This window comes from Desulfofustis glycolicus DSM 9705, from assembly GCF_900130015.1.
In the GTDB taxonomy this organism is placed as follows: Bacteria; Desulfobacterota; Desulfobulbia; order Desulfobulbales; family Desulfocapsaceae; genus Desulfofustis; species Desulfofustis glycolicus.
In genome coordinates, this window is record NZ_FQXS01000003.1 from 136,654 (window position 1) to 161,581 (window position 24,928).

Genomic DNA, 24,928 nt, shown 5'->3' on the forward strand with positions numbered 1-24,928 from the left:
AGCAGCATTCATTGACTGATATGGAACCGAGCACCTCCCGCTTTTCCGAACCCGCGCACGACACGGTGGAGACCGATGTGCTGATCGTCGGCGGCGGTATGACCGGTGCCGGCATCATGCGCGATCTCGCACTGCGCGGTATCCACAGCACGTTGATCGATCGCCGGGATCTCTGCGCCGGCGCTTCCGGCGGCAACCACGGTCTGCTCCATTCCGGCGCCCGCTATGTATCCAATGATCGCGAGTCGGCGGTCCAATGCCGCCGAGAAAATGTGCTGCTGAGACGCCTCGCCCGACGATGCATCGAGCCTACCGGCGGCCTGTTTGTCGCTATCGACGGCGACGACCCCGATTTTGCGGCCGCCTTCCCCCAGTGGTGCAGCGTCGCCGGCATCGCCTGTGAACTGGTAACCCCGGACGAGGCGCGCCGGCTGGAACCCCATCTTTCAGAACGGATCATCGCAGCCTACCGGGTGGACGACGCCACCGTCGATCCGTTTCGCCTAGCCCTGCAGCACGTGGCCCATGCCGGCAGCCTGACCGGCAGCAGCTATCGTCCGCACAGCGACCTGATCGCTTTTGATCACGACAACGACCAACTCACCTCGGCCATCTGTCGCGACAGCCGGACCGGCGCTCTGCTGCGCATCCGCGCCCGGCAATTCGTCAACGCCGGCGGCGCCTGGGCCGGACGGATCGCGCAGCTCGCCGGTTGCCCGGACGTGCACCTGCGCTACTCCAAGGGGACATTGTTGATCAGCCATGACCGGCTGACCAATCATGTCGTCAACCGCCTGCGCCCCCCTGCGGACGGTGATATTCTGGTACCCGGCGGCACCGTTTCGGTGCTCGGCACCACCTCGCTCCGCATCGACGATCCGGATCTGGCCGTCCCGACCGTGGCGGAAGTCGATCGCAACATCGCCGAGGGCGCCATGATGCTTCCCGTTCTGGCCACCACCCGCTACCTGCGCGCCTTTTCGCGGGTGCGACCGCTGCTGCCGGCAGGAGACGACGGTGACGACCGTCACGCCGTTCGCGGCTTTGCGCTGTATGATCACCAGGGCGACGGCCTCACTAATTTCTGCACCATCACCGGCGGCAAACTGACCACCTTCCGGCTGATGGCTCAGCAGGCCGCCGACCTGGTGGCCGCCCGGCTCGGCAACACCACCTCGGGCCGAACCGACACCACCCCGCTGCCGGAAGACGACAGCTGCCGCTGGACCGAACCGGGCGCCGCCCCACGCTACTGGCACCTGGCCGGCAACCGTGACGACATGGTCCTGTGCGAATGTGAAATGGTACCGCAGTCGGCCATCGACGAGATCGTCCGCTGCGCTCCCGGCGCCGAAGAGGAGATGACCCTCGAGGCCATCGCGCTGCGCTCGCGGGCCGGCAAGGGCCCCTGCCAAGGCTCTTTCTGCGGTATCCGGATCGCCTCCTATCTCTACGATCGCGGTCATTACCGCGATCGAACCGGCCTGCAGCACATGCGCGATTTCTTCAACGAGCGCTTCAAGGGCATGCGCACCGTTATCCGGGGACCGCAGGCAGCCCAGATGGAACTCGCCGAAGCCCTGCACTGCGGGGTACTCGGCCTCGACGCGCTGGACGATGAGGACGATCGCGACCCGCTGACGCAGCGACTGGAAACCGGAGCAACCGATGACTAAAGAGCGGCGTCACGTTTCCTGTCAACTAGCGGTCGTCGGCACCGGACTGGCCGGGTTTGCCGCCGCCGTCTTCGCCGGTAATCGCGCCCTTGATACCGCCCTGACCGGCAATACCGGGGCGCTCGCCTATACCACCGGCTACCTCGATCTGCTCGGCGCCATGGACGGCGGCGGACCACCGTTGGATGATCCATGGCAGGCACTGCAGACCCTGCAGGCCACACAGCCCGAACACCCGCTCTGCCGTTTGTCACCGGCTTCGATTCACGCGGCGTTTACCGAATTCACCTCCTTTCTCGGCAGCGCCGGCCTCAACTATTCGCCGCCGGGAAGGCGCAACGAAACGGTCCTGACCCCGGTCGGAACCCTGAAAAAAACGCTGTGCGTTCCGTCAACGATGGCACCGGGGACGACCGCACTGACCGACAAGAAACCTTGTCTGGTCGTTGATTTTCACGGACTCAAGGGGTTTTCCGCCCGTCAGGTGGTCGCCAACCTCGGCGGCAGTTGGCCCGTCCTGAGTGCGGCGCGCCTCGTTTTTCCGGGCATGGAGCACGGCGAGATCTACCCGGAGGTCATGGCCCGGTCCCTCGAAACAGCCGCCACCCGTGCGCACCTGGCCGAACTGCTGCGCGAGGTGGCCGGCGACGTAACGACGGTCGGCCTGCCGGCGATTCTCGGCATTCATCGGCCGGACCGGGTTCGGGCGGAGTTGGAGAAGCTGTCCGGACTGCGCATCTTCGAGATCCCGACCATGCCGCCGGCGGTACCGGGCATCCGCTTGCGTGAACTGCTCGAGCAGGTCCTGCCGCAGCGCGGCACAACGCTGATTCCGCAACAAAAGATAAAAACACTCAGTTTCGAGAAAGACGCTGTCCGGCTCGATCTCGCAGACAACTACGGTCCGATCGTCATCGAGGCCCAGGCAGTGATCCTGGCCACCGGCCGTTTCCTCAGCGGCGGCCTGGCCGCCGACCCAAACGGCATCAGGGAGCCCCTGCTGGATCTGCCGGTCAGCCAGCCCGGCTCGCGTGCCGACTGGTTCCGGGAAGGCTATACCGACCGGCGCGGCCACCCGATCAATCGGGCCGGCCTCAGCGTCGATGACAGTTGCCGGCCGCTGACCGCAGAAGGCCGGCCCTTTGACCGGCGGCTCTTTTGTGCCGGCATCATCCTCGCCAACCAGGACTGGATCCGCAGCCGCTGCGGCGCCGGGGTGGCCATCGCCAGCGCCTACCGCTCGGTTGAACAAGTCCGGCAGCTGCTGGGTGATTGAAGAAGCACCTTGAGAGAACGACTATGGCCGCAGAAACACCCACTCCTATTCCGATCATCAACTTCAAGCAGCAGGCGCTGCAACTGCTGCCGGATGGAGCCAGTTTCGACGCCTGCCTGACCTGCGGGCTCTGCTCTTCCGGCTGCCCCGCCGCCGGTATCGAAAATATGGACCCGCGCAAGTTCATCCGCATGGCCATGCTCGGCATGAACGAGACCCTGTCGACCACTCCCTGGATCTGGTGCTGTACCATGTGCCGACGCTGCCAGCATGTCTGCCCGATGAGCATCGACATCTCCCAGCTCGTCCTCCTGGCCCGCAGCAACTGGCCAAACGACCGGAAACCTGCTGGCATCGTCCGCTCCTGCACCCTGATCCGGTCCACCGATTCGACGAGCGCCATGGGCTTGCCGCCGGAGGATTTCGTCTTCGTCGTCAACGATGTGCTCGATGAAGTCCGGGCCACGCAGCCGGCCTTCGCCCATCTCCAGGCACCGATAGACAAACAGGGCGCCCATTTCTTCGTCAACCAGAACTCCCGGGAACCGATGAGTGAACCGGACGAGATGGTACCGTTGTGGAAAATCCTCGATCTGGTCGGTGCCGACTGGACCTATTCATCGAAGGGGTGGGCGGCGGAGAATTTCTGCATGTTCGCCGGCGACGAAGCCGCCTGGTATGACGTCACCAGAAAGCGCATCGAGGCGGTGGACGATCTCGGTTGCTCCGTCTGGCTGAACACCGAGTGCGGCCACAGCTACTACGCCCTGTGGAACGGCATCAACCGCTTCGACCTTGACGTCGGCTTCCGGCTGGAAAGCCTGATCACCTATTACGCCCGCTGGATCAGGGAGGGCAAACTGCCGGTCAATAGCGACTGGAACCGCCGCGCCATCAAGTTTACCGTTCAGGATCCCTGCATGATCGTGCGCAAGGCTTACGGCGAATCGATCGCCGAGGACATGCGCTTCGTCGTCCGGTCACTGGTCGGCGCCGACAATTTTATCGACATGCAACCCAACCGCAGCGCCAATTATTGCTGCGGCGGCGGTGGCGGCTTTCTCCAGGCCGGGATGAACGAGCAGCGGCGCAGCTACGGCAAACGCAAATTCGACCAGATCCAGGCCACCGGCGCGGCCTACGTCCTGACCCCCTGCCACAATTGCCATTCCCAGATGGAAGACCTGGCCGATGCCTGGCACGGCGACTATCACGTGGTTCATTTCTGGACACTGATCTGCCTGTCGCTCGGAATCCTCGGGGAAAACGAACGTACCTACCTGGGCCCGGACCTGCTGGCATTGCTCGATTGAACCAGCCGCGGAAAAACCACTTCGCCGAAAAGACAATGAGAATCTGCCCCGTCGCCGGGGCAGGATCTTGAAGCAGCCTTTGACGCCGCTGCAAATACTCGTCTGGATAATGCGTGCTTTTTGCTCTTGAGACTCGCCTGTCGACAGATGGCATAGCTTCCAAGATGATTGCGGTGCGCCTTGCAGCCCTCCTGGAAAAGAGGGCCGTAAAGAAGAGCGGTCAAATCCTGCATACCGGTTGAGCCAGACTCCTACAGATAACCCGGGATCAAACGGACCGCTCGGGAAAACGCTTTATCCGTATAGTGAGCGCAAACATGTTCGGTCCCTTTCCGAGCCCGCTCCCCGAAGTGTTCAGGATCGGAAAATATCTCTTCGATCGCCTGGCAATAATCCTCAACCCGTGGGTGGGTACCCAGCAGAACCCCCCGTTCGTTATTGACGACTTCACGAATTCCGCCGATATCCGGAGCGACGACCAGCAAACCTGATCTGCATGCTTCAAGGATGACGTTCGGCATTCCTTCCCAGATGCCCGTGTAAAGAAAAATCCCAAACGGCATATCTTCAATGGCGTCGAAACCGTCGAAACCTCCTCGATAATGGATATTCGATTTCTTCCGCAGCACCTGAAGCAAATGCTCCCCTCCCAACACGTTTATTCCGTATGCATAGAACGCTCGCCAGGGCAAACGTTCGGATATGGCCACAAGCAGGTCCGGCTTCTTGTCCCGATCGACCCGCCCCGCCCAGAGAATCAGGTCATTGCCTGCTCCCGGCGGCTGGAAACGCTGGCGGACACGTGTCGGATGGCGAAGCACATGGAGGGTTTGTTTCTTCAGGCCATAGAGGCACTCGAGTCTCGCCGCCGCCACGTTATTATCGCTGATCACTCCAGAGAGATGGGGGAGCAGGGAGCCGAGCAGCACGGCATACCCCGGATCCGAAGAGACCCTGACCGGGGGGATGGAAAAAATGGAGACAAAAAGGCAAGCGTGGGCCGACAACATCGATCCGTACCTGGAGAAGCACTGCCATCCTGCCCAGGAATAAAAAAGGTGGAGGCACCGGCCACGGCTGTTCAGCAGAAAGCGGGCAAGCACTTCGACCCGTTCATCAGGCTCCAGATCCCGACCGACATCGCCAAGCGCCGCCACCCGGCAACGGGGGGAGCGCCGAATTTTGTTCGGCCGACGCGGCGAAGGCTCAGTGGTAACGATACAGACGCGATTGTTCGGATCTCTGAGGACTTCTTCGACACAATAGTCCATGCTCAATCGGCTGCCACCCGGCTGCAAACCATTGGTGATGAACACATGTGTCGGGTGGCAACCGCCGAATAGTTCACGACTCATGCTGTAATAGACGCGGGTCAGGTGGTATAAACGAAAAAGTTGGTTGGGGTCGTGATTGGCGACAGTGCTTTGCAGGAAACGAAAAATCCAGGAGAACGGACGGAATCTACTTATGGGGCGCAGGCTGTTGACGGCTCTTCGAACCAGCTGCTGTTCTGCCTGAGCAAGCGTGGCAACGTCGTCTCCCTGAGAAATCAGCCTTCGTTTCACTGCAAGCAACAGCATCGTACTGATCCTGATCAGCCAGAAAAGCACCACCTCCCTTTGCTGCGGGATCGAGATGGCGGCCCCGCTCAATGACGGTTCCCACCGGGCCAGCACGTTCGCATCCCGCGACAAATGCGCTGCCAGCGTTCTCATCTCTGAGGCTTTGCGCAGTGAGCGAATCACCACCGAAATCATCGAACCGGGCAGCATCGGTAAAGATTCCGGGAAGGCGGGGAGCGTTCGCCAAACGACTTTCCTGCCCAGGGCCACGATCGATTCACCGTTTCGGCACTGCTCCCTCGGAAAAATTGCACATGTCCTGACTGTTCGGTGCCGGTAACCGGATCGAACCAGGTGATCATTCCACAGCCACCAGGCCGGTCCGCAGCCCGAATCCTCCGGGGTGTGAGGATACGGGATCTGGAGGAAGACATCGCGGCAGGCAACGACGGGTAGTCGCCACCCTTCGCAAAACTGCAGAAAGGCGTCCTTCCAACCGCGTTCACCCTGCTCCGGTTGAGGTGAGACAGTCATTCCCTCCTCACCACCGACAGAGCATCCGGGATGGTATACATCGGTCTGCTCCCCGCGTTCCAGAGCGATCGCTGCTTCCCGGAGCCATCCCGGAGACAGAAGATCGGAGCCGTTGAATATCGCAATGAAACGGCCGCCGCTCCGTCTGATTCCTTCGTTGAGCGCCCGTCCGGTGTCCCGGTAAGCCACCGTATCGACCGATACGCACGGATGAAGTCCTGCCAGGCGCCGGAGAGCGGATGCGGTGATGGGTCCGGGACACTGGGCGACAACGATGACCTCGGAGCTGTGGCCATGCTTTTCTAGTTCGGAACACATTCCGAGAATGGCCTGAATCGTTTGATTGACGAAATAACCTTCACGGGAAACGGAGACGACGCAACTGACATCGACTCTGTCACCCGCCACCTCGCCGACCCGGACTCCGCTGCCAAACCTGACGGGAAGACAGGCAACCCGGTCGGAGCCGCCCCAAGGCTTCGGGCAGGGTGGCAAACCAAGCGACCCGGCAAGCGCCAGCCCGAGTTGCAACTCCGTATCATTCGCTGTTTCTGTATCCGGGCGCAGCACCTGGCATGCTGCCCCGTTGAAATAGTCAGCCAACCAGCAGGCCAACCGCTTCGATTCGCACAGCACATGGGTGTAGCGCGCGAGAGAGGCGATCAGGCCTCGCCACTGCAGGTGTGCCAGCGGGTCGAAGCGTGGGGGGTAGCGGCCGCGACAGACCCTCAGGGTTTTCGTCGTACCGTTTTGGAATGCTCTCCCGTACAGACCGACCAGGTCATCGATTTGCTGGCTCTCGAGATTGATCATCGCCAGTGGTGCCACCTGCAGCAGAAAACGCGTCAAGACATCATAGCGCAAGCGGGCCGGCAAGCAGGCAAAAGGCGGCATTCCACCGAGCGCGGCGAACCGGACCGACACGCCGTCGCCCGACCGCTCGCAAACGACAGAACCATGCCCTGCACCCGTACCCACGGCCAGGCAGAGCACGTCGATACGGCAGTCGTTGCACTGGCAGAGACAATGCACCATGCTATCGACAAGGCACACAGCCTGTTGATCAAACCTCTCGGCGAAGATGACCACGGCGCTGCTTTCCCGGTTGACCAGATCGATGAGAAACTCGTACACGACCGCCACCGGTGGATAATACTCCGGGGTGACGAGAGGCACAGTCTCGAGCCAACGGTAGAGTGGGTAGACGGAGAGATCCCGATCACATGCCGCCTCCACATCTCGTTTCAACCAAGGCGGAATCCCGGTCAGCCTCGTTCTCGGGCTGCTCAAGAGCGGCTGATCCTGGGCCAGCGTCAGGGTCAGCGAAGGAGGCCGCTGCTGACGAAGTTTCTCGACAATCTCCTTGTCAAACAGGTCCGTCCGGGGAAAGGTAATACCGGGAAGCAACCCGAGACTGACATGATTTTCCTGCCTTCGATAAAAATAGCTGGTTTCGGGGACGATCACATGGCGAACCCCGCCGGCCACCGTTTCACAGGTCCATAACCAATCTTCCGCAGCCAGACCGCACCGTTCGTCTCTTTCCCTGTAGGGGTATTTGCGAAACAGTTCGGTCGGAGCGATGGTGTCGGTCGCATACTGCCATGAGGAAATCAGATAGAGCGGGTGGAACAAAGGGCTCGCGGTTGGAATCTGCACCCTTCCTTCCCGGGCGCTGCCAAAGGTCATCCGGACTTCCGCGTGCCCGACAACCGGCTCACCCGCAAACCGTTCGAGATGACATACTCCTCTCCACAACCAGTCATCGGAGAACAGATCATCCCCATCGAGAAACGTGACAAACGGCGTGGCCACGTGCGCAATCGCATGGTTCCTGGCCAGAGATAGGTCCCCAAAATCGACTTCGAATACCGTGTCGAGGTTTTCGGCAAACGGCTCCAGGTACGTTCTGGTGAGGACATCGCTGCGATCCAGAACCACATAGATCCGGCAGGGGACGCTCTTTTTGGCCGCACGCCCACAGGCGCTCACCGCGCTGGCCAGAGATGCCCCGACCAGGTGGTGCTCACGATGGCATGTCACAATGACGGTAAGAACAGGTTCTGCCGACATACCTTTACCTTCTGTTCTCGCAAAATCGTGACATACCGGATGGATATGCGTACCTGCAGAATTGACGGATCAAACGCTTGCCACCGGACTGTGCATGGTGAACCCAGGAACGTCTGACAACGCACGACCGGCCTGATGCCGGACAACATTGATTCCTTTTCAGCAGGAACGAGCAAAGATCTAGTGACATCGGTTGGCTGTTTGGTATCGGTATGCTATAGAGATCTGAGCAATCGCATGATCGGATTCCATGGAGGCGGTGATGTTGTCCCGGAACATCTTGAAGGTCGACGATTCCTTTATTCTCGAGACATTCGACTCGGAGATAGTCCTCTATTCGCCACACAAGAACCAGGCAGCCTATCTGAACGAGTCGGCCCACCTGGTCTGGTTGCTCTGCCGGGAGCAACGAACACTCGGCGACATCATTGCCGTCTTGGAAGAAGCGTACCCGGCCGCACGGCAGCAGATACGAGAAGACGTACTCACGGCGGTCGAGGCCCTCATTGCGCTCGGGGCCGTTGCCCTTGACGGTTGAGAAAGAGCGTCAGCCGCCTCGCCGCAGCAGATTGGCGGCAGCCAGTTCAACCTGCTGCTACCACCCCACAACCCGGCACGCACATTCCCAATAAAAACGATATCAGGAAATCGATCCTCCCATCGCACCGAAGGACAAAACCGGGACTTCGACCGGTCAGGACGGTGTTGTAGACGGAGTTGGTGTGGTCGTACTTCCGGCCGGCACGGTTATGGAACAGCTCGCCGCACCGCTTGCGCCGGCAACACTCGTCACCACCGAAATCGACTGGATTCCGGGAGATGACGTAAAGTCAATGATGACGCTGAAGGTACCGTCTGCTGCGGTCACCGATGCACCACTGACAGGACTGCCGGCACCGCTCGGTGTCGCCGTTATCTGCACGGCCAGACCGCCGAAGGGGGGAGAAACGAAGCCGCTCACCCGGATGGAGACCGAACTGGAACTGTTCGTACCGCTGAGCAGTTGTATTGAGCATGGGTCATGCAAAAGGAAACCGCTCGCGGCCGCATGGGCTGGCAACAAAACCTGTTCGACGATCGGCCTCGACCAGTCGACCGGCATGAGATGGTAGGCAGTCAACGCGGAGATCCCGGAAACAATGGTCTTTACGGCCGTTCTTCGTTCCGAACTCAGGGGGTCGGCAGCTGCTTTTTCCGTCAATTCATCCTTTCTGCGGCGTGAGTCCATAGAGCCCTCCCTCTTTTCGGTAGACTCAAATCCTGTGATTTCGGAGCCAATCATCGACGACAGGGCAACCGTCGAAAATCCTAACAGATATACAGCAACAGCACAACGAAAACCAATGGCATCTTTATCTCTTCTCCGCTATCTTTGCTGCACGCTCGATGTGAAACCGTGACGCTGCTGTCCGATTCTTCGCCCTCATCAGACCACGACCGAGCCGGGCCGGGAGATAGAGATCAAACGTGAAGAGTCACTCCATACAGCATGAGCACCCCACAAATCATCCGAACAAACAATCATTTCCATGAACAACTATCGCTACGAATTTTCCATCTGCATGATATTTCGCAACGAGCGCTGCGTTCTTCGGGAATGGCTGGACCACCACCTGCTGTTCGGCTGTCAGCATTTCTATCTAATCGACAATGGCAGTACCGACGCGAGCAGTCTGCTCGTTCAACCCTATGTCGAAAAGGGGCTCGTCGACCTTGTTCATGACCCACGGCCCTATCGCCAATGGTTTGCCTACGACGAACACTTCTTGCCCAAAATACGCAATGAGACGAAATGGATCGCCGTTATCGATGCCGATGAATTCCTCTATCCGCGCCACGGCGGTACACTTGCAGAAACCCTCCGCGCCCGGGAAGATATCGACGCCCTCGCCGTCCCGTGGCTGCTCTTCGGCTCGAACGGGCACCTTGCGCAACCGGAGCAGATCGTTGACTCCTTTCTGCAACGGGCGGACTACGATCAAATCGGCTGGACAAGCTTCAAGACCGTCGTGCGCACCGAAGCGTTGGCAGCCCCTCCCGCCAATCACCTGCTTAGTTGGGATGCTTCGGTTATGGGGATTCACAGCCACCGAATCAAACCGGGCGCGGTCTTCAAGCCGAGCTTCCAGCCGGAGGACACCGAGTTGCTGGGCGGAGAGCGGCCATACTGTTATTACTTCCGTGAAGCCTCTGTAGATTCATCGTCTCTGGTCATCAATCATTATCGTTCGATGTCGTTTGAATACTACTGTACCATCCAATGTACGCGGCCCTCGGCATGCACGTCCGCATACGATATTGCGGAAGGCGACACGACGTATTTCCGGGAAAACGACTGCAACGATCGTCAGGACACAACACTTGCGTCGTTAACACGGACTCTGCGCGCGCGTTCGCCAGCGTCTGTTCGATCCTGAGAGAAGACCTGTTGCCTGATGCAATTTCTTCCCCAGCCAGATGGCGCACGACAATAAAACTATTGCCAACCACAAAACAACGGATTATTCTCCGTTCAGCCGATAACCCATCAGCATCGTTTCCAATCCCGAAACGTCGAGGAGGCACGTCGGATCCCGGAAACCACGCTACACAACCAGATTGAGTACCCTTTAAATATTACACTGGAGCGCGTTATGTCGACACAAAAAGAGACTGTAGTCCCCACCACGGACGGTGCTGCTGCCCCCGACAGCCTGGGCAGAAGAAAAGCAGTCAAGACCCTGATAGCCGGTGCGGGGGCACTGGCGGCCTATCACGTCCTTCCTGCCAAGTGGAGCAAACCATTCATCGGGTCGATCTTCGTCCCGGCTCACGCCGCCACGAGCGGCCCGGCCGCCCTGACACTCAACGACCCATGCACCATCGTTCTGCTGCGCGGGGATCGCTCTTCGGATACCAACGATGTCAGGGTCGAGGGTTTCGTCACCCCGGCGACGCCGGGTCTGGCCGTGAGCATCGAAACACACGCTTACATGGGTCCTGGCAATACGCTGCCTGCCCCGGGATTCACAAACAACACCACGACCGACGCGGCCGGCACCTTTTCGGTAACGGTTACGGTCCTTGGCGGTCCAGGAAAATATTCGATCGGCGCCGTCACCACGGTTACCGGGGCCAGCGGGTCGGCCTCCTGTTTTGTTACCGTACCGGAAACGACCACCACAGCGCCGCCGACAACAACGGGCACATCCACAACGAGTTCGACACCTCCTCCATCGACGACAGTAGTATAATCAGCAAGCCATTTTCTCTGCTATTCCCGTGTCGAACAGCCTGCAGGAGGGATGATGATCGCAGCGACATCATCGCTCCTGCTTTCCGGGTTCCGCTGATGTCAAAGGATCGATCGTTGCCGTTTGCCCCGGTCACTGCCAGGGTGCATTCCGTTCCTGCCGGCAATCCGAAAACAGCCACATCATCACCGCTGGCTGGAACATGAAATCCCGATCGGTCCGTTTTACCTCGGTCGTATTGACCTTTGTTTTTCCCGAGGAATGTGACGACCGGATGGCGTTTCTCCTCGATGCACTGCCTCCTGCAGACCCCGAGCTGGCAGACTCGACCATTGAAATCCACAACGACTCAGGATCAAGTCAGTTTTCGCTGGTCTCGGCCGGCCTCGCCGCACCGGTCCCGCTCACCGACGAGCTGTTTGTCGAGCAGGTGGCGCAGACAGCGATCCGGCTGTTCGCTTCACACCTCCTGCAGGGTCCGGCCTTCATGGCTGCGGCAGTGCAATTGGAGCACGGGTGCATTGTCATCCCGGGCCGGGCAGATCCCGGCAAATGGCAGCTCGCGGCCTGGCTCTGCGCTCAGGGATATACCCACCTGTCGACCGACCTGGTCGTCCTGGACCATGGTTCCGGCACCCTACGCGGGCTTGCCTTTCCCTTTCTGGTCGACCCGGCACAGGCACGTGAAGTCGCCCCTCTGTTGAAGCCGTTGGCAAAATACTATACCCGGTGCGGCAACAATCACCTTTTTCAGCTTCAAGACACCGTACGTGACGAAGCCCGGGAGGAACGTATCCCCTCTCTTCTTTTGTTTCCCAAATTCGTCCCGGGCACTCCCCTCAAAGTGTCTCCGCTTTCCCCAGCACAGGCCAGCATGGGGCTGATGGGGTGTCTGCTCAACGCACAACAACTCGGGGCAACAGGCTTTTCCCGGACAGCCCGCCTGGCCAAGGAGATCCCGGCCTTGACCGTCTCCTTCGGGAGCGCCGACGATCTGGACCTGCTCGACAGTCATTTTCTGACAACCGTCGTTGATCACAAGCTGAGCCCGGCGGCTCTTACGTCGCTGCTCCAGCCTATCCGGCCCGCTTCTTCAGAAGAAACAACGCCGGCTGGCACTATGGCGCCAGTCACCATGCACCCGCTGCCCGAACCGCATCCCACCTGCCCCCGAAAACGTTTGACCATCGGTATGGCGACATACGACGATTATGACGGCGTGTATTTCTCCGTCATGGCCCTCTGCCTGTATCATTCCGAAGTCATCGACGATGCCGAAATCCTCGTGCTAGACAACCACCCCGACGGACCCTGCGGAGAACCGTTGCGGCAATTGGCACGTTCCGTCCCCAACCTCAGATACGTGCCGCTGTCCGCCCATGCCGGCACCATGGTCCGGGACTATCTCTTCCGTTATGCCGCGGGAGATCTTGTTTTGTGTATCGACGGCCATGTCCTGATCCAGCAGGGGGCGCTCAAGCGTCTTCTCGACTACTGGGCATTGCACCCGGACAGTCGCGACCTGTTGCAGGGACCGCTCGTTTACGACGATCTGGCAACGGTCCAGACCCACTTCGAACCAAACTGGCGAAGCGGCATGTTCGGTACCTGGGCCTGCGACTCCCGCGGAGAAGCCCCGGACAATCCACCCTTCGAGATTCCCATGCAGGGGCTTGGTCTGTTTGCTTGCGCCCGTAAAGCCTGGCCGGGATTCAATCCCCGTTTCCGAGGATTCGGCGGCGAGGAGGGTTACATTCATGAAAAAGTCAGGCAAAACGGCGGGAACGTCCTGTGCCTTCCCTTCCTCAGGTGGGTCCATCGCTTCGCTCGACCGATGGGCGTCCCCTACCCCCTCATCTGGCAGGATCGGATATTCAATTACCTGGTGGGCTGCAAAGAACTCGGTCTCGACGATACCCGGGTCCGCGAGCACTTCGCCGGGCTTCTCGGGGCGGACAGCACCGCTCGGGAATACCAGGCGATTGACGCTGAACTGAACTCCCCCTTCTTCTTTTTCGATGTCATCTGCTGCTTGACGAGCGATCAGGAATCGAGATCGTTTCGCTCTCTGACCGGGCAACTCACCACGTTTGGCATCATGCACCGGGTCCGCTTCTTCCGTTCGTCGGATAGACAGGACGAGCAGGTCGACCGAGCCCTTTCACATCGCCGCATCATTCTGATGGCAAAGCAGTTGGGAGTCGGCAACATCCTCGTTCTCGAGGAGGGACGGCTCTTCCGCGACGACGCTGCACAGCGCTTGCATGATAATCTCTCGATGATTCAGGATAAACCCTGGCAGATCTTCTTCTTCGACGAAGAGCCACAGCGCACGATGTGCGGAGTTGTTTATCACGAGTCGGTTTTCGACAGGATACTGCAGGACCTTCCCGGCACCGAGGAGGCTCTGCGGCACTGGATTGTCGACAACACGTCGGTCAGTCAATTCCTGCGCTCGCTTCCAAACGTTTACTTCGCCGACCCGGCGATCGTAGAGGCGACTATCTCCTGAGAAATTGCCGGTCCGTCATTGCGCCAAAAAATCAAAGAGAACCTTCACGGCCCGGCCATCCCCGGCCCGGGCAAAGGCCTGGCGGGCGTCAGCCGGTGAGTGGCAGGCGCTGATCAGCCGCTCGAGCGGCAGTTCCGGGACAGCGCTCAGCATCGCCAAGGCGTCGGTGAAACGACCGCAGCGGGATCCGACCATCGTGATTTCCTTGACCACCAGCGGCGCCAGGTCGATCTCACCAGGCCGGGCTACGGTGGTCTTCAGCACGATCGTGCCCCGGGGACGACAGAGCGACAAGGCTCGGGCCAGACCCTGCGTGCGACCGGTGGCCTCGATTACGATATCGGCGCCGGACGCCACCGCAGCCCCGTCTACAACTGTTTTGATACCGCGCCAGCCGGCCAGGGCCAGCTTTTCCGGGTGATGCCCGACGATGGTCACCTCCGCCGCAACCGTGGCCAGCACCCAAGCGCAGAGGATGCCCAACCTGCCATCGCCGAGCACCACCACCCGTTCAGCGCCGGTCAGCACGACCTGCTCGAGGATTTCGCAAGCCGCAGCCAGCGGCTCGGTGAGCACCGCCCGCCGGTCGGATATGGCCGCATCGACCGGGTGCAGATTGCCGATCGGCAGCGTGCAGAATTCGGCCATACAGCCATCCAGTCCATTGATACCCATGGTTACCCGCTGCGGACAATGGCGCCCCAGCCCTGCAGCGCACCAGCTGCAATCGCCGCAGGCCGCATTGATCTCGCCGACAACCCGCTCACCCAGCAAGAATTGATCTTCACACTGTTCTACCCGGCCGACAAACTCATGGCCGAGAATGCCGCGAAACCCCCGGTAGCCGTCGACGACCTCCAGATCGGTTTGACAGATGCCGGCCAGCCGCACCCGGATCAAGGCCCAGCCTTGCCGCAGCTCAGGTGCGGGATAATCGCTCACGAAATGCACTCCGTTGTCACAAACGATCGCTTTCATCTTCTCTCCGTCAAAACCGGCTCGAACCAGACCACATCTCGATCAACACACCCCACCACGCGACGAGTAGAAACGAAACGTGAGAAAAGGTCAAGACATCGGCCGCAATCTTCGGACAACGCTCTTTTCGGAGAATTTTTCGTGAATTGGCGTTACAGATCGTATAGGCTGGAGTGATGAAAACAAACGACGACACCTCGCTCTCGCTGGCGATCCCGATAGAAACGGTGTTCATCCCGGTTGCCGCCACGTTTGCCGAGCAGGCGGCACGCGGGCTGGGCCTTGACCAGCGGGCGGCCACCGCGATGCGCCTGGCAACCGAAGAAGTTACGGCCTTTCTCTGTCGGATCGGCGCGCAGCGCCGCCGTGTCACGATCGAGTGCAGCGCCGGCAGCTATTTTGTCGAAGAAAAGATCACCATGCCGATTGACCGCCTGCAGTTGCGCGCCTTCAACCTGGCGGCGCGGCTCGACTTCGAAAATGAAGCCGACCTCGACCAGATGGGCCTGCTGATCGCCTCACGGATGACCGACCGCTTCTGGATGAGCCGTTCGGAAAATGGTCACCTGGTCCTGTCCCTCGTCAAGGAATTCAGCTATCCGGAAATCGACACCGACACCGACATCCAAGTTCCGGGCGGCATCGAGCGCTGGACTGTTAGCACCCCAGACAGCGCCCGAATCAAATGGTTTGCCCGCCTGGTAAACCACTGCTATCCCCCCGATTTGTTTCCCGCCGAATTCCGTTTCCCCGGCAAGCTGGCGGACATGGCAAACGGCGGCGACTGCCAGGTTCTGACGGCGCTTGGGCCGGCCGGCGAGATGGCCGGAGGTATGGCCTGGCGCTGGATCGGCAGCAGAACCGTGGAGTTGTTCGGCCCTTATTGCTTCGCTGCGGGCGGCGCGCCGGAATTGGCCAGGAACCTGCTCGAAATCTGCATCAACAACGTGGCCCGGACACCGGCCCTGGCCATGATCTGCCGCCGGCCGACCGCCGAACTACCGGACGGCTACCTGGAGCCGCTGACCGCCCCCAGGCTACCATACGACGATACCGATCGGGCGGCGCCCCCTGCTACCGGGCCGGCCCGGTTCCGGCTACTCTACGAAGAGACCGGAGCCGTGGTCTGGGCCCATCAGGCGCTGCACGATTTTCTCGGTGAAACCTACCGCCGTCTCTATATCCCTCGAGACATCCAGACCGCCGATCCCGACGACGGCGAATCCCGGGATCCTTTTTCGGTGCTCAGCTGCACCATCGATCGACGCCTGCGCAGTGGCGTGCTGAGGCCGATCTGGCCCGGCGAGGACAGCCGCGCCAACTTGGCCGCTCATCTGGATCTGTTGCGCGATGAACAAATCCGCACCATCAGTCTGGAAATGGATCTCGGTCACGCCTGGCAGGCGATCTTCGTCCCCGGTCTGCTGGAACTCGGCTTCACGCCGACCATGATTCTGCCGCACGCCGGTCACGGCGATCTGCTTATTTTCGAGCTGGAAGCATCGTAATGAGAGGTTCCGCGACAGGTGCACGGCCGGATCTCGAACACCTCGTGCCGGAGTATATCAAGGCCTTTCAGCCCTATATCCCGAGCAAGCCCGACGACGTCCTCTGCAAGATGCTCGGCTGCCCGCGCCTCTATCGCCTGAACAACAACGAAAATCCGCTCGGCCCGCCTCCGGCCGCGCAGAAGATCATCGCCGGCTACCCGCCACCTCGGGCCGCCATCTATCCGAGCGGCGACGCCTATCACTTGCGCTGCCGGCTGGCCGACCGGTTCGGGCTCCATCCGGACCAATTCCTGGTCGGCAACGGCGCCAACGAGGTGATCTCTTTTGTCATCAAGGCTTTTTGCCAGGAAGGCGACAATATCGTCACCGCCGATCGGACCTTTGCCGTCTACGAGTGGGTGGCCCTCTTCTCCGGCTTCGGAGCGCACCTCGTGCCGCTGAGGGATTTCGATTTCGACGACGAGGCGCTGCTCGAGCGGGTCGATGCCCGCACCAAGATCCTGTTTGTCTGCAATCCCAACAACCCCACCGGCACCTATTGGTCCGAGCAGCGCCTGCGCCGTTTTCTCGACCGGTTGGCCGGGCGGCAGATCGTCGTCATCGACGAAGCCTATGCCGAATTCGTCGAGCAGGCCGATTTCCCCGATGGCCTGCAGCTATTGGCCGATTATCCGAACCTGGTGGTGTTCAGGACGTTTTCCAAGATGTATGGCCTGGCCGGCCTGCGTATCGGCTACCTGGCCGGTTCCCGCGAGGTGGTCGACATCATTCGCCGGACCTGCGTGGTCTATTCGGTCAACGGACTGGCCCAGGAGGCGGCGCTGGCGGCACTCGCCGATCACGATCATATCCCGGCCACCCGGCAGCTGGTCGCTGAGGCAAAAGCCGGACTGACCGCAGAACTGGATGGTCTCGGTCTGAGTTACGTCAACGGAGAGGGGAACTTTCTGATGGTCAAACTGCCGATGAACGATGCGCTGGCCTATCGCCGTCTGATGGCCCACGGCGTGATGATCCGCAGCATGACCGGCTTTCGTTTTCCAAACTGGATCCGTATTTCCATCGCCGGCCCCCAGGCGATGAGCGCCCTCGTCGAGGCTTTACAGAAGGTTCTCAGCAATGACCGATAACGACCGGACGGTGGCGATCGGCGAGTCGATGATTCGCCCGGACGCGCTGACCAAAGTGCGCGGCGAGGAACGGTTCGCCGTCGACCACTACCCGTCTGGCCTGCTCTGGGCCGGCGTCAAGCGTGCCGGCATCCCGCACGGCCATCTCCTTAGCGTCGTCACCGACGAGGCCGCAAAAATCCCCGGGGTCTGCGCGGTGCTGACCGCGGCGGACATCAACGGCACCAATCGTCAAGGGGTGATCCGCAAGGACCAGCCGGTACTCGTCGACGAGCGCATTCGCCACTGCGGTGACCCGGTGGCTCTGGTCGTTGCCGAAACCCAGGAGATTCTGGCCGTCGCCCTGGAACAGATTCGTTTCGAGGTGGAACCGCTGGAACCGGTTTTCGATCCCTGTGCGGCCCTGCGTAGCGACGCACCGCTGCTGCACCCCGATCACCCTGACGGTAACGCACTGTTTACTGCCCACATCACCGTCGGTGCCGGCGAGAACGGATTTGCCGACTGCGCGGAGATGGTCGAGGGCGAATTCGACCTGCCTCGCCAGGCCCACGCTTTTCTCGAGACGGAAAACGGTTGGGCCCGCGCCGATAACGATGGGCGCGTCGAGATAACGGTCTCCACCCAGACCCCGTTCCGCGACCGCTCGGAAGTCGCCGAAGCACTGGGACTCAGCGTCGATCGCGTGCGGATCATCGCCCCCTATTGCGGCGGCGCCTTCGGTGGTAAAGACGGTATAACCGTACAGAGCCTGCTGGCGCTGGCGGCGCTGCACTGCCCCGGCCGGCCGGTCAAGATGTGGTGGCGCCGCGAGGAGAGTTTTCTCGCCGGCGTCAAGCGGCATCCCGCTCGTTTGCTCTACCGGCTCGGCGCCGACCGCAGCGGGACACTGGCGGCACTGTCGGTCGAGGCCTGGTTCGACACCGGTCCCTACGATCACCTGGGCGGGGTGGTAGCCGCGCTCGGCATCGAACACGCCGGTGGTCCGTACCGGATTCCCCATGTCGACTTGAAGACCCGGGCCGTCTATACCAACAACCCCGTTTCCGGGGCCTTCCGCGGCTTCGGCGTCCCCCAGGTAGCCGCCGCTATGGAATCAATGATGGACCTGCTCGCCCGGCGGCTGCAGCTTTGCCCGCTGGAACTGCGTCGGCGCAACGCCCTGGTGAGAGGCGATCACTGTCCCGCCGGCAGCACCCGGCAGGGCTCGATCGGTCTGACCGCCTGCCTCGATCGCCTGGCCACTCATCCGCTCTGGACTACCCGGGAACAGTGGCGTGCCGCCGCCGGACCGCACCGGAGCCATGGTACCGGCATCGCCGCGGTCGCCCACGGTATGGGCTACGGCCCGCTCGTTCCCGATACGGCCACGGCTGCCATCGAACTGCTGCCGGACGGCCGCTTCAGCGTCCAGGCAGGCGTCGTCGACATGGGCCAGGGCAATGCTGCTACCTACCTGCAGATGGCCGCCGACATTCTCAATCAGCCGCCCGACCGGCTGCTGCTCATCCTTCCTGACACCGACCGGACATTTCCCTGCGGGTCGTCATCGGCCAGCCGCACGACATTCACTTATGCCAACGCTCTGATTCCGGCCGCCCGGAAGCTGAGAGAGCTGCTGCTGGCCAGGGCTTCGGAAATGATGCTGGTCCAGGATCATCGCGAGATGCTGCTCGTCCCCGGGGCAGTCCGGCATCTGCCGTCCGGCCGCGATATCGAACTGGCCCGGCTCGGCTCACTGTTGTCCCGCGACGAACGGTTCGTCAGCCACCACTACCGTGCCCCCGCCGCCAGGGAAACACCAAGCGATAACAGCAATCTCCGCCTGCACGGGTTCCCCCACCTGATCTTCTCCCACGCAGTGCACCTGGCTCGCGTAGAAGTGGACGAATTGACCGGCCGGGTGAGCGTTGCCGCCTACCTATCGATCAGCGATTGCGGCCGGATCATCAATCCCGTGGTATTTTCCGGCCAACAGGAAGGAGCGGTCGCCCAGGGCATCGGTTACGCCCTCTGCGAGGACGTCCTTGTCGACCGGGGGCAAATCCGCACCGCCGATCTGGCCACCTACATCCTGCCGACATCATTGGACGTGCCGCCCCTGGAAACCCTGGCGGTATCGCTGTCCGAGCATGACGGCCCCTTTGGCCTCAAGGGCGCCGGCGAGATTGGCATCGACGCGCCGGCACCCGCCCTGGCCAACGCTGTTGAAGACGCCTGCTCTATCAGGCTGACCCGCTTCCCGCTGACCGCCGAACGCGTCCTCGGCGCCCTGACCGAGCGTAACAACCCGAGACGATCATGAAACTGTCCTGTTCTATCAACGGAGTCGCTCGTACCATCGATGTTTCCGCCAATCGCCGGACCGTCGACCTGCTGCGCGAGGACCTCGGCCTGACCGGTACCAAAGAAGGATGCGGCACCGGCGAGTGCGGTGCCTGTACGATCCTGGTGGACGGCCGCAGTCGTCTCTCCTGCCTGATGTTGGCCGGCCAGCTTGAGGGACGCCGAATCACCACCATCGAAGGACTTGCCGAAACAGAGCAATTGCACCCGTTGCAGTCTTCCTTCGTCCGGCACGGCGCCGTGCAATGCGGTTTTTGCACGCCGGGCATGGTTCTGACCGCAACCGATCTGCTCGATCAGCAGCCCCATCCCGATCGGAGTGAAATTGCCCGGGCAATCAGCGGTAACATCTGCCGCTGTACCGGCTATCAGAAAATCATTGACGCCATCGAATATGCCGATAACCATTCACCGCCCGTCGCGGCTGCTCCGACTCCGGCACAGTCTCGGCAGCAGCGCGTGGAACAGGCGCACCCGACGCAAACCATCACGGATCGGCCGGTCTTCTTTCCGGAGTCGATCGACCAGCTGTGGCGGCTCATCGCCGCCCACCCCGACGCACGGCTCTTCTGCGGGGGCACCGACCTGCTGGTCTGGCTGCGGGCCCGGCGGGTCGATCCGCCCGCCCTGATCGGACTGGAGCGCCTCGACGAATTGCACACCATTGCTGCCACCGGCGATGCCATCCGGATCGGCGCCGCCACCAGCCACGCCGAGCTGCTCGCCAACCCGCTGATCACCGAGACCCTGCCGGTCCTGGCGCAGGCCCTGCAGCAGCTCGGTTCGCCGCATATCCGCCGCATGGGCACCATCGGCGGCAATCTCGTCACCGCCTCGCCTGCCGGCGACACGTTGCCGCCGCTGTCCGTTCTTGACGCGAGCGTCGATTTGGTGTCCGCCGACGGTAGCCGCATCTTGTCGTTGACCGACTTTATCAGCGGACCGGGAACGACCGCCCTTCTTCCCGGCGAAATCCTCCGCTCGGTTATCGTCCCGCTCCCGCCACCGAAGGCCTTCCATCATTTCGAAAAAGTCGGGCTCCGGTCGGCCCTGGCCTGCTCGGTGGCCAGCCTGGCCGCACTCATCGAACGCGCACAAGATGGAACCATCCGCCAGGTTCGTCTCGCCTGGGGCAGCGTCGGGCCGACGGTCACTCGTCTGCCGGAAATCGAGGCGGCCCTGCGCGGCGAGTCGCTCAACGAGACGACATTCGCCGCTGTCCTGCCGGCTGTTCACCAAGCACTGTCACCGATCAGCGATGTCCGTGCCGGCGCCGATTACCGCCGTCAGGTCGCGGCGAATCTTCTCCTGCGGCTACCGGAGATGTTGAGCGAGTCGTCCGCACCGGCGCAGCGCCCAGCAGACACCGTTGCTGCGTCTCGGCGACTTGCTTGAGCAACAAACCAGACTCCGACCCCAATGACAGAGCGGGCAGCCGGGTCTCTGCGTTTTTGCCTCCCTGGTTCTCTTGTCGATTGTGCTCGCTGTTGAGGTTGCCCGACCGGGAAAACGATCAACGGCCAATCGCGTATCGCTGCATCTTGTTGTAGAGCGATCGCCTGGAAATTCCCAGCATCTCACTGGCGCGGCTGCGATTCTGACCGGCGTGTTCAAGGGTTAAGATAATCAATTCCTTTTCCACTTCCGCGATGGTCATACCGACGCGAATAGTCATTTTCGTGTCTTCGTTGCGATATTGGCTGATGCGCGGCGGGAGCTGCCGCAAATCGAGGATATCGCCGGTGGCGGAAATAACCGAGCGTTGGATAACGTTTTTCAGTTCCCGGACATTCCCGGGCCAGGGGTACGACTCAAGACAACTGATAAAACCGGGAGAGAGGCCGCGAATTGATTTCCCGAAGGTATCGCAGGCGTTCTTGATGAAATGATCGACCAGCAGGTGGATGTCCCCATGGCGCTCCCGTAGCGGGGGCATCGCCACATGAAGGACATCGAGACGATAATAGAGGTCTTCTCTGAAATTACCTTTCCGGATCTCTTCGGCCAGGTCGGCATTTGAGGCGGCGATCATCCTGACGTTTACGCCAATACTCCTCTGGCTGCCGATACGGCAATATTCGTTGGTCTCGAGCAACCGCAACAGACTGATCTGCATCTTTTCGTCGATCGTGGCAATTTCATCCATGAACACCGTGCCTCCTTCCGCCACCTCGAAGCAGCCCTTGCGCAGCGATGTCGCACCGGAAAAAGCACCTCGTTCATGCCCGAACAATTCACTGGCGACCAGGTCCGTCGGCAGCGCGCCGATGTGCACCGGCACGTAGGGGCCATGTGCCCGTGAACTGAGCTCATGAATGGCCAGCGCGGCAAGCTCCTTGCCGGTTCCGGTCTCCCCGGAGAGCAAGACCGGGATATCGGTGGCGGCGGCCTGGCGGATCTGCCGATACACCTGGCGCATGGCGGTCGATCGCCCGATCATCCTTTCAAAGGTGGTCTTCTCTATCTCCGAGCGCAGCAGCAGGTTGGGCCCCAATTGCGGGCGCCGGGACAACGCCGTTTCGACGAGGAGTTTCAATTCCTCGTCGGTCACCGGTAGCAGAGAGTAGTGGAAGACCCCGGCCCGCAGGGCCTGATGGGCCATCTTCAGCCGCCCGGGAGGGGCAAAGAACAGGACAGGGGTGCCAGGGCACTTGACACAAATCAATTCCAGCAATTCCAAGGCATCATCGGGCTGCCGATGGGCAACTGAACTGGAAAAAAGCATCAGATCGAAGGCCTCTCGCTCAAAGCGATCACCGACGTCATCAAGACTGCGCGCAAACGATAGAGAAATGCGCTCTTCTCCGAATATATCAATCACCTGCCGGGCAAGACCCCGCCCTTCATCGACACAGATGATTTTTATCTTCTCCGCTGTCTCGTCGCTCATCGATCCTGTTCGTTCAGGGAATGTGTCCGTTTGTATAATTTTTGCGCAAATCGACTCATCTTTCCACCCTCTGGGCTATCGTCTCGTGGTGGAGTTTTAACATTGTTTGCGAATATTACAAGTAGGTCATCGGAAATGAATAATGACCGTTCTTCCCCGTCTGGCGTGGGCGCGCACCAAGCCTTGTCGAGAAGTGAAGGAACGATCATGATTTGAGCATATTTTTTACACTATCCGGTGTTGTGAAGGATTGGCTGGTAGTTTTCTGCCCAGCACCCGCCGAATCGCCGTCACTTCCCGGCAACGACTCCTGCCGGCCGCACGGGGTCTCAGTTATTTATTATGATCTCCATAAAGTTCGGATGACCGCGCCGGTTGCGAACTTATTGAAGCTTGTCCGGTCGGTGAAAACGGAGAGCTTTTCCGTTGGTTGAGGGCCGATCGTAGCGATATGCGTTGTTGGTATACTTTTTGCTTATCTGATCCGGATACGCTTGAGCTTCCCCGGTCCCGCCGCACCTGGTGGGCCGCAACCACGACACCTATTTCAGGAGAAACATAGTATGAGCAAATTGCACAACAAACATGTCTTTACCAGCGAATCGGTCAGCGAAGGACACCCGGACAAGGTATGCGATCAGGTCTCGGATGCCGTTCTCGACGCCTGCCTCGCCGTCGATCCCGACAGCAGGGTTGCCTGCGAAACGGCAGTGACCACCAACTTTCTGATTAACCTTGGCGAGATAACGTGCAGCGGATGGGAGCAGATCGATCCGGAAAAAATTGCCCGCCAGGTCGTCAGGGAGATCGGTTACGACAACGAAGAGCTGTTGTTTTCCAGCGACAACTTCGAGTATCTGTGCCGCATTCATTCCCAATCTGGCGATATCGCGCAGGGCGTCAGCGAAGGCGAAGGGCTTTTTAAAGAACAGGGCGCGGGCGACCAGGGCATGATGTTCGGTTATGCCACCTCGGCCACACCATCTTTGATGCCGGCCCCCATCCATTACAGTCATCGACTGCTGGAACACCTGCAGGCTATTCGCAAGAGCGGACAGATCGGCTATCTTCGTCCCGACGCCAAGACCCAGGTCTCGGTTCTCCATGAGAACGGCGCACCGGCTCGCATCACCTCCGTTGTCATCTCCCAGCAAACAGACGAGATCCCGTTGTCGAAAATCCGGGCAGACCTGATCGAGATCAGTCGTCAGTTCCTCGCCCCGTCCGGACTACTCGACAATGCCACCGAATTCTATATCAACCCAACCGGCAAATTCGTTATCGGCGGTCCCCACGGCGATGCCGGCCTGACCGGAAGAAAAATCATCGTCGACACATATGGCGGCGTCGGCTGCCACGGCGGCGGCGCCTTCAGTGGCAAGGATCCTTCCAAGGTTGACCGGTCCGCCGCCTATTACGCGCGCTATGCAGCAAAAAATATTGTCGCCGCCGGGATCGCCGACAAATGCGAGATCCAAGTGGCCTATGCAATCGGCATTGCCCGGCCGCTCTCCATCAATGTCGACACCTTCGGCACCGGCAAAGTCGACGACGAACAGATCCAGGAGGTCCTCGAATCAGAAGAGCTGTTCAACTTCAGGCCGGCGGCAATCATCAACGATCTGCACCTCACCGAACCCGACGGCTGGAGCTACCGCGACACCTCCGTGGCCGGACATTTCGGCAGAGACAAGTTCTCCTGGGAACGAACCGACCGGGTTCAGGCCCTGCAGGAGGCCCTCGGCGTTGCCGTCATGCAGGTCGCCTGAATACAGGACGTCCCCCGGATGCCGTGCCGGCGGCCCAACCACTGCCGGCCGGCCTTCGCACTAGGGTGCAGCATCCCCGAGGTGAACAAACCTCATCTCAAAAGTGGCGAAGCAGCACGTTTATC

General features: G+C 60.6%; 16 protein-coding genes. 13 read left to right on the top strand and 3 right to left on the bottom strand.

The genetic code is table 11. The features are described 5' to 3' along the window. The first annotated feature begins 20 nt into the window (after positions 1 to 20). The 3 genes from glpA to BUC26_RS03990 are packed head-to-tail and all read left to right on the top strand — an operon-like array spanning position 21 to position 4,265. Complete coding sequence (gene glpA, locus BUC26_RS03980) at positions 21 to 1,676, top strand: anaerobic glycerol-3-phosphate dehydrogenase subunit A (protein ID WP_143165909.1); 1,656 nt, start codon at positions 21 to 23, stop codon at positions 1,674 to 1,676. After that, positions 1,669 to 2,952 carry a glycerol-3-phosphate dehydrogenase subunit GlpB gene (gene glpB, locus BUC26_RS03985; protein ID WP_073373546.1) on the top strand — a complete coding sequence of 428 codons (1,284 nt, stop codon included), beginning with the start codon at positions 1,669 to 1,671 and terminating at the stop codon, positions 2,950 to 2,952. The genes glpA and glpB overlap by 8 nt, the downstream gene beginning before the upstream one ends. A gap of 23 nt (positions 2,953 to 2,975) precedes the next feature. Further along, positions 2,976 to 4,265 (top strand): (Fe-S)-binding protein, encoded by a 1,290-nt coding sequence (locus BUC26_RS03990; protein ID WP_073373547.1) that lies wholly within the window; start codon positions 2,976 to 2,978, stop codon positions 4,263 to 4,265. Positions 4,266 to 4,516: 251 nt separating this feature from the next. Here the strand turns inward: BUC26_RS03990 and BUC26_RS03995 are convergent, their stop codons facing one another. Continuing rightward, positions 4,517 to 8,434 carry a glycosyltransferase gene (locus BUC26_RS03995; RefSeq protein WP_073373548.1) on the bottom strand — a complete coding sequence of 1,306 codons (3,918 nt, stop codon included), beginning with the start codon at positions 8,432 to 8,434 and terminating at the stop codon, positions 4,517 to 4,519. Positions 8,435 to 8,696: 262 nt separating this feature from the next. Between BUC26_RS03995 and BUC26_RS04000 the strand changes: the two genes are divergently transcribed. The 5 genes from BUC26_RS04000 (at position 8,697) to BUC26_RS04020 (ending at position 14,179) form a co-directional block, all read left to right on the top strand. Beyond that, on the top strand, positions 8,697 to 8,972 hold the full coding sequence (locus BUC26_RS04000; protein WP_073373549.1) for a PqqD family protein: 276 nt from the start codon (positions 8,697 to 8,699) through the stop codon (positions 8,970 to 8,972). 184 nt (positions 8,973 to 9,156) lie between these two features. Continuing rightward, positions 9,157 to 9,546 carry a hypothetical protein gene (locus BUC26_RS04005; protein WP_073373550.1) on the top strand — a complete coding sequence of 130 codons (390 nt, stop codon included), beginning with the start codon at positions 9,157 to 9,159 and terminating at the stop codon, positions 9,544 to 9,546. A 417-nt stretch (positions 9,547 to 9,963) separates the two neighbouring features. Continuing rightward, on the top strand, positions 9,964 to 10,851 hold the full coding sequence (locus BUC26_RS04010) for a glycosyltransferase family 2 protein (protein ID WP_073373551.1): 888 nt from the start codon (positions 9,964 to 9,966) through the stop codon (positions 10,849 to 10,851). A gap of 216 nt (positions 10,852 to 11,067) precedes the next feature. Continuing rightward, positions 11,068 to 11,667 carry a hypothetical protein gene (locus tag BUC26_RS04015; protein ID WP_073373552.1) on the top strand — a complete coding sequence of 200 codons (600 nt, stop codon included), beginning with the start codon at positions 11,068 to 11,070 and terminating at the stop codon, positions 11,665 to 11,667. 202 nt (positions 11,668 to 11,869) lie between these two features. Then, complete coding sequence (locus tag BUC26_RS04020; RefSeq protein WP_073373553.1) at positions 11,870 to 14,179, top strand: glycosyltransferase family 2 protein; 2,310 nt, start codon at positions 11,870 to 11,872, stop codon at positions 14,177 to 14,179. Between the two features lie 15 nt (positions 14,180 to 14,194). Here BUC26_RS04020 and BUC26_RS04025 read toward each other — a convergent pair whose 3' ends face one another. Continuing rightward, positions 14,195 to 15,157: an MDR/zinc-dependent alcohol dehydrogenase-like family protein gene (locus BUC26_RS04025; RefSeq protein ID WP_073373554.1), complete on the bottom strand. Its 963-nt coding sequence runs from the start codon at positions 15,155 to 15,157 to the stop codon at positions 14,195 to 14,197. A gap of 176 nt (positions 15,158 to 15,333) precedes the next feature. Here BUC26_RS04025 and BUC26_RS04030 point away from each other — a divergent pair, with 176 nt between their 5' ends. Genes BUC26_RS04030 through BUC26_RS24055 form a run of 4 tightly spaced genes read left to right on the top strand, consistent with a single transcriptional unit; the run spans position 15,334 to position 21,539 of the window. After that, complete coding sequence (locus BUC26_RS04030) at positions 15,334 to 16,665, top strand: hypothetical protein (RefSeq protein WP_073373555.1); 1,332 nt, start codon at positions 15,334 to 15,336, stop codon at positions 16,663 to 16,665. Further along, positions 16,665 to 17,798 carry a histidinol-phosphate transaminase gene (gene hisC / locus BUC26_RS04035; RefSeq protein WP_073373556.1) on the top strand — a complete coding sequence of 378 codons (1,134 nt, stop codon included), beginning with the start codon at positions 16,665 to 16,667 and terminating at the stop codon, positions 17,796 to 17,798. Before BUC26_RS04030 ends, hisC begins: the two co-directional genes overlap by 1 nt. Continuing rightward, positions 17,788 to 20,103 carry a xanthine dehydrogenase family protein molybdopterin-binding subunit gene (locus BUC26_RS04040; protein WP_073373557.1) on the top strand — a complete coding sequence of 772 codons (2,316 nt, stop codon included), beginning with the start codon at positions 17,788 to 17,790 and terminating at the stop codon, positions 20,101 to 20,103. Before hisC ends, BUC26_RS04040 begins: the two co-directional genes overlap by 11 nt. After that, on the top strand, positions 20,100 to 21,539 hold the full coding sequence (locus tag BUC26_RS24055) for an FAD binding domain-containing protein (protein WP_073373558.1): 1,440 nt from the start codon (positions 20,100 to 20,102) through the stop codon (positions 21,537 to 21,539). The genes BUC26_RS04040 and BUC26_RS24055 overlap by 4 nt, the downstream gene beginning before the upstream one ends. A gap of 118 nt (positions 21,540 to 21,657) precedes the next feature. On the opposite strand, the gene BUC26_RS04050 is transcribed toward BUC26_RS24055, so the two are convergent. Then, on the bottom strand, positions 21,658 to 23,034 hold the full coding sequence (locus BUC26_RS04050; protein ID WP_073373559.1) for a sigma-54-dependent transcriptional regulator: 1,377 nt from the start codon (positions 23,032 to 23,034) through the stop codon (positions 21,658 to 21,660). Positions 23,035 to 23,597: 563 nt separating this feature from the next. Here BUC26_RS04050 and metK point away from each other — a divergent pair. Beyond that, positions 23,598 to 24,803 carry a methionine adenosyltransferase gene (metK, locus tag BUC26_RS04055; protein WP_073373560.1) on the top strand — a complete coding sequence of 402 codons (1,206 nt, stop codon included), beginning with the start codon at positions 23,598 to 23,600 and terminating at the stop codon, positions 24,801 to 24,803. The last annotated feature ends 125 nt before the right edge of the window (positions 24,804 to 24,928 follow it).

What these genes read in the sequence shown, in the direction of transcription:
- BUC26_RS04040 (WP_073373557.1), top strand. Translation starts at nt 17,788, where the DNA reads ATGACCGATAACGACCGGACGGTGGCGATCGGCGAGTCGATGATTCGC.
- BUC26_RS04010 (WP_073373551.1), top strand. Translation starts at nt 9,964, where the DNA reads ATGAACAACTATCGCTACGAATTTTCCATCTGCATGATATTTCGCAAC.
- BUC26_RS03990 (WP_073373547.1), top strand. Translation starts at nt 2,976, where the DNA reads ATGGCCGCAGAAACACCCACTCCTATTCCGATCATCAACTTCAAGCAG.
- BUC26_RS24055 (WP_073373558.1), top strand. Translation starts at nt 20,100, where the DNA reads ATGAAACTGTCCTGTTCTATCAACGGAGTCGCTCGTACCATCGATGTT.
- BUC26_RS03995 (WP_073373548.1), bottom strand. Translation starts at nt 8,434, where the DNA reads ATGTCGGCAGAACCTGTTCTTACCGTCATTGTGACATGCCATCGTGAG.
- BUC26_RS04000 (WP_073373549.1), top strand. Translation starts at nt 8,697, where the DNA reads ATGTTGTCCCGGAACATCTTGAAGGTCGACGATTCCTTTATTCTCGAG.
- BUC26_RS04030 (WP_073373555.1), top strand. Translation starts at nt 15,334, where the DNA reads ATGAAAACAAACGACGACACCTCGCTCTCGCTGGCGATCCCGATAGAA.
- BUC26_RS04025 (WP_073373554.1), bottom strand. Translation starts at nt 15,157, where the DNA reads ATGAAAGCGATCGTTTGTGACAACGGAGTGCATTTCGTGAGCGATTAT.
- metK (WP_073373560.1), top strand. Translation starts at nt 23,598, where the DNA reads ATGAGCAAATTGCACAACAAACATGTCTTTACCAGCGAATCGGTCAGC.
- BUC26_RS04015 (WP_073373552.1), top strand. Translation starts at nt 11,068, where the DNA reads ATGTCGACACAAAAAGAGACTGTAGTCCCCACCACGGACGGTGCTGCT.
- glpB (WP_073373546.1), top strand. Translation starts at nt 1,669, where the DNA reads ATGACTAAAGAGCGGCGTCACGTTTCCTGTCAACTAGCGGTCGTCGGC.
- BUC26_RS04050 (WP_073373559.1), bottom strand. Translation starts at nt 23,034, where the DNA reads ATGAGCGACGAGACAGCGGAGAAGATAAAAATCATCTGTGTCGATGAA.
- hisC (WP_073373556.1), top strand. Translation starts at nt 16,665, where the DNA reads ATGAGAGGTTCCGCGACAGGTGCACGGCCGGATCTCGAACACCTCGTG.
- BUC26_RS04020 (WP_073373553.1), top strand. Translation starts at nt 11,870, where the DNA reads ATGAAATCCCGATCGGTCCGTTTTACCTCGGTCGTATTGACCTTTGTT.
- glpA (WP_143165909.1), top strand. Translation starts at nt 21, where the DNA reads ATGGAACCGAGCACCTCCCGCTTTTCCGAACCCGCGCACGACACGGTG.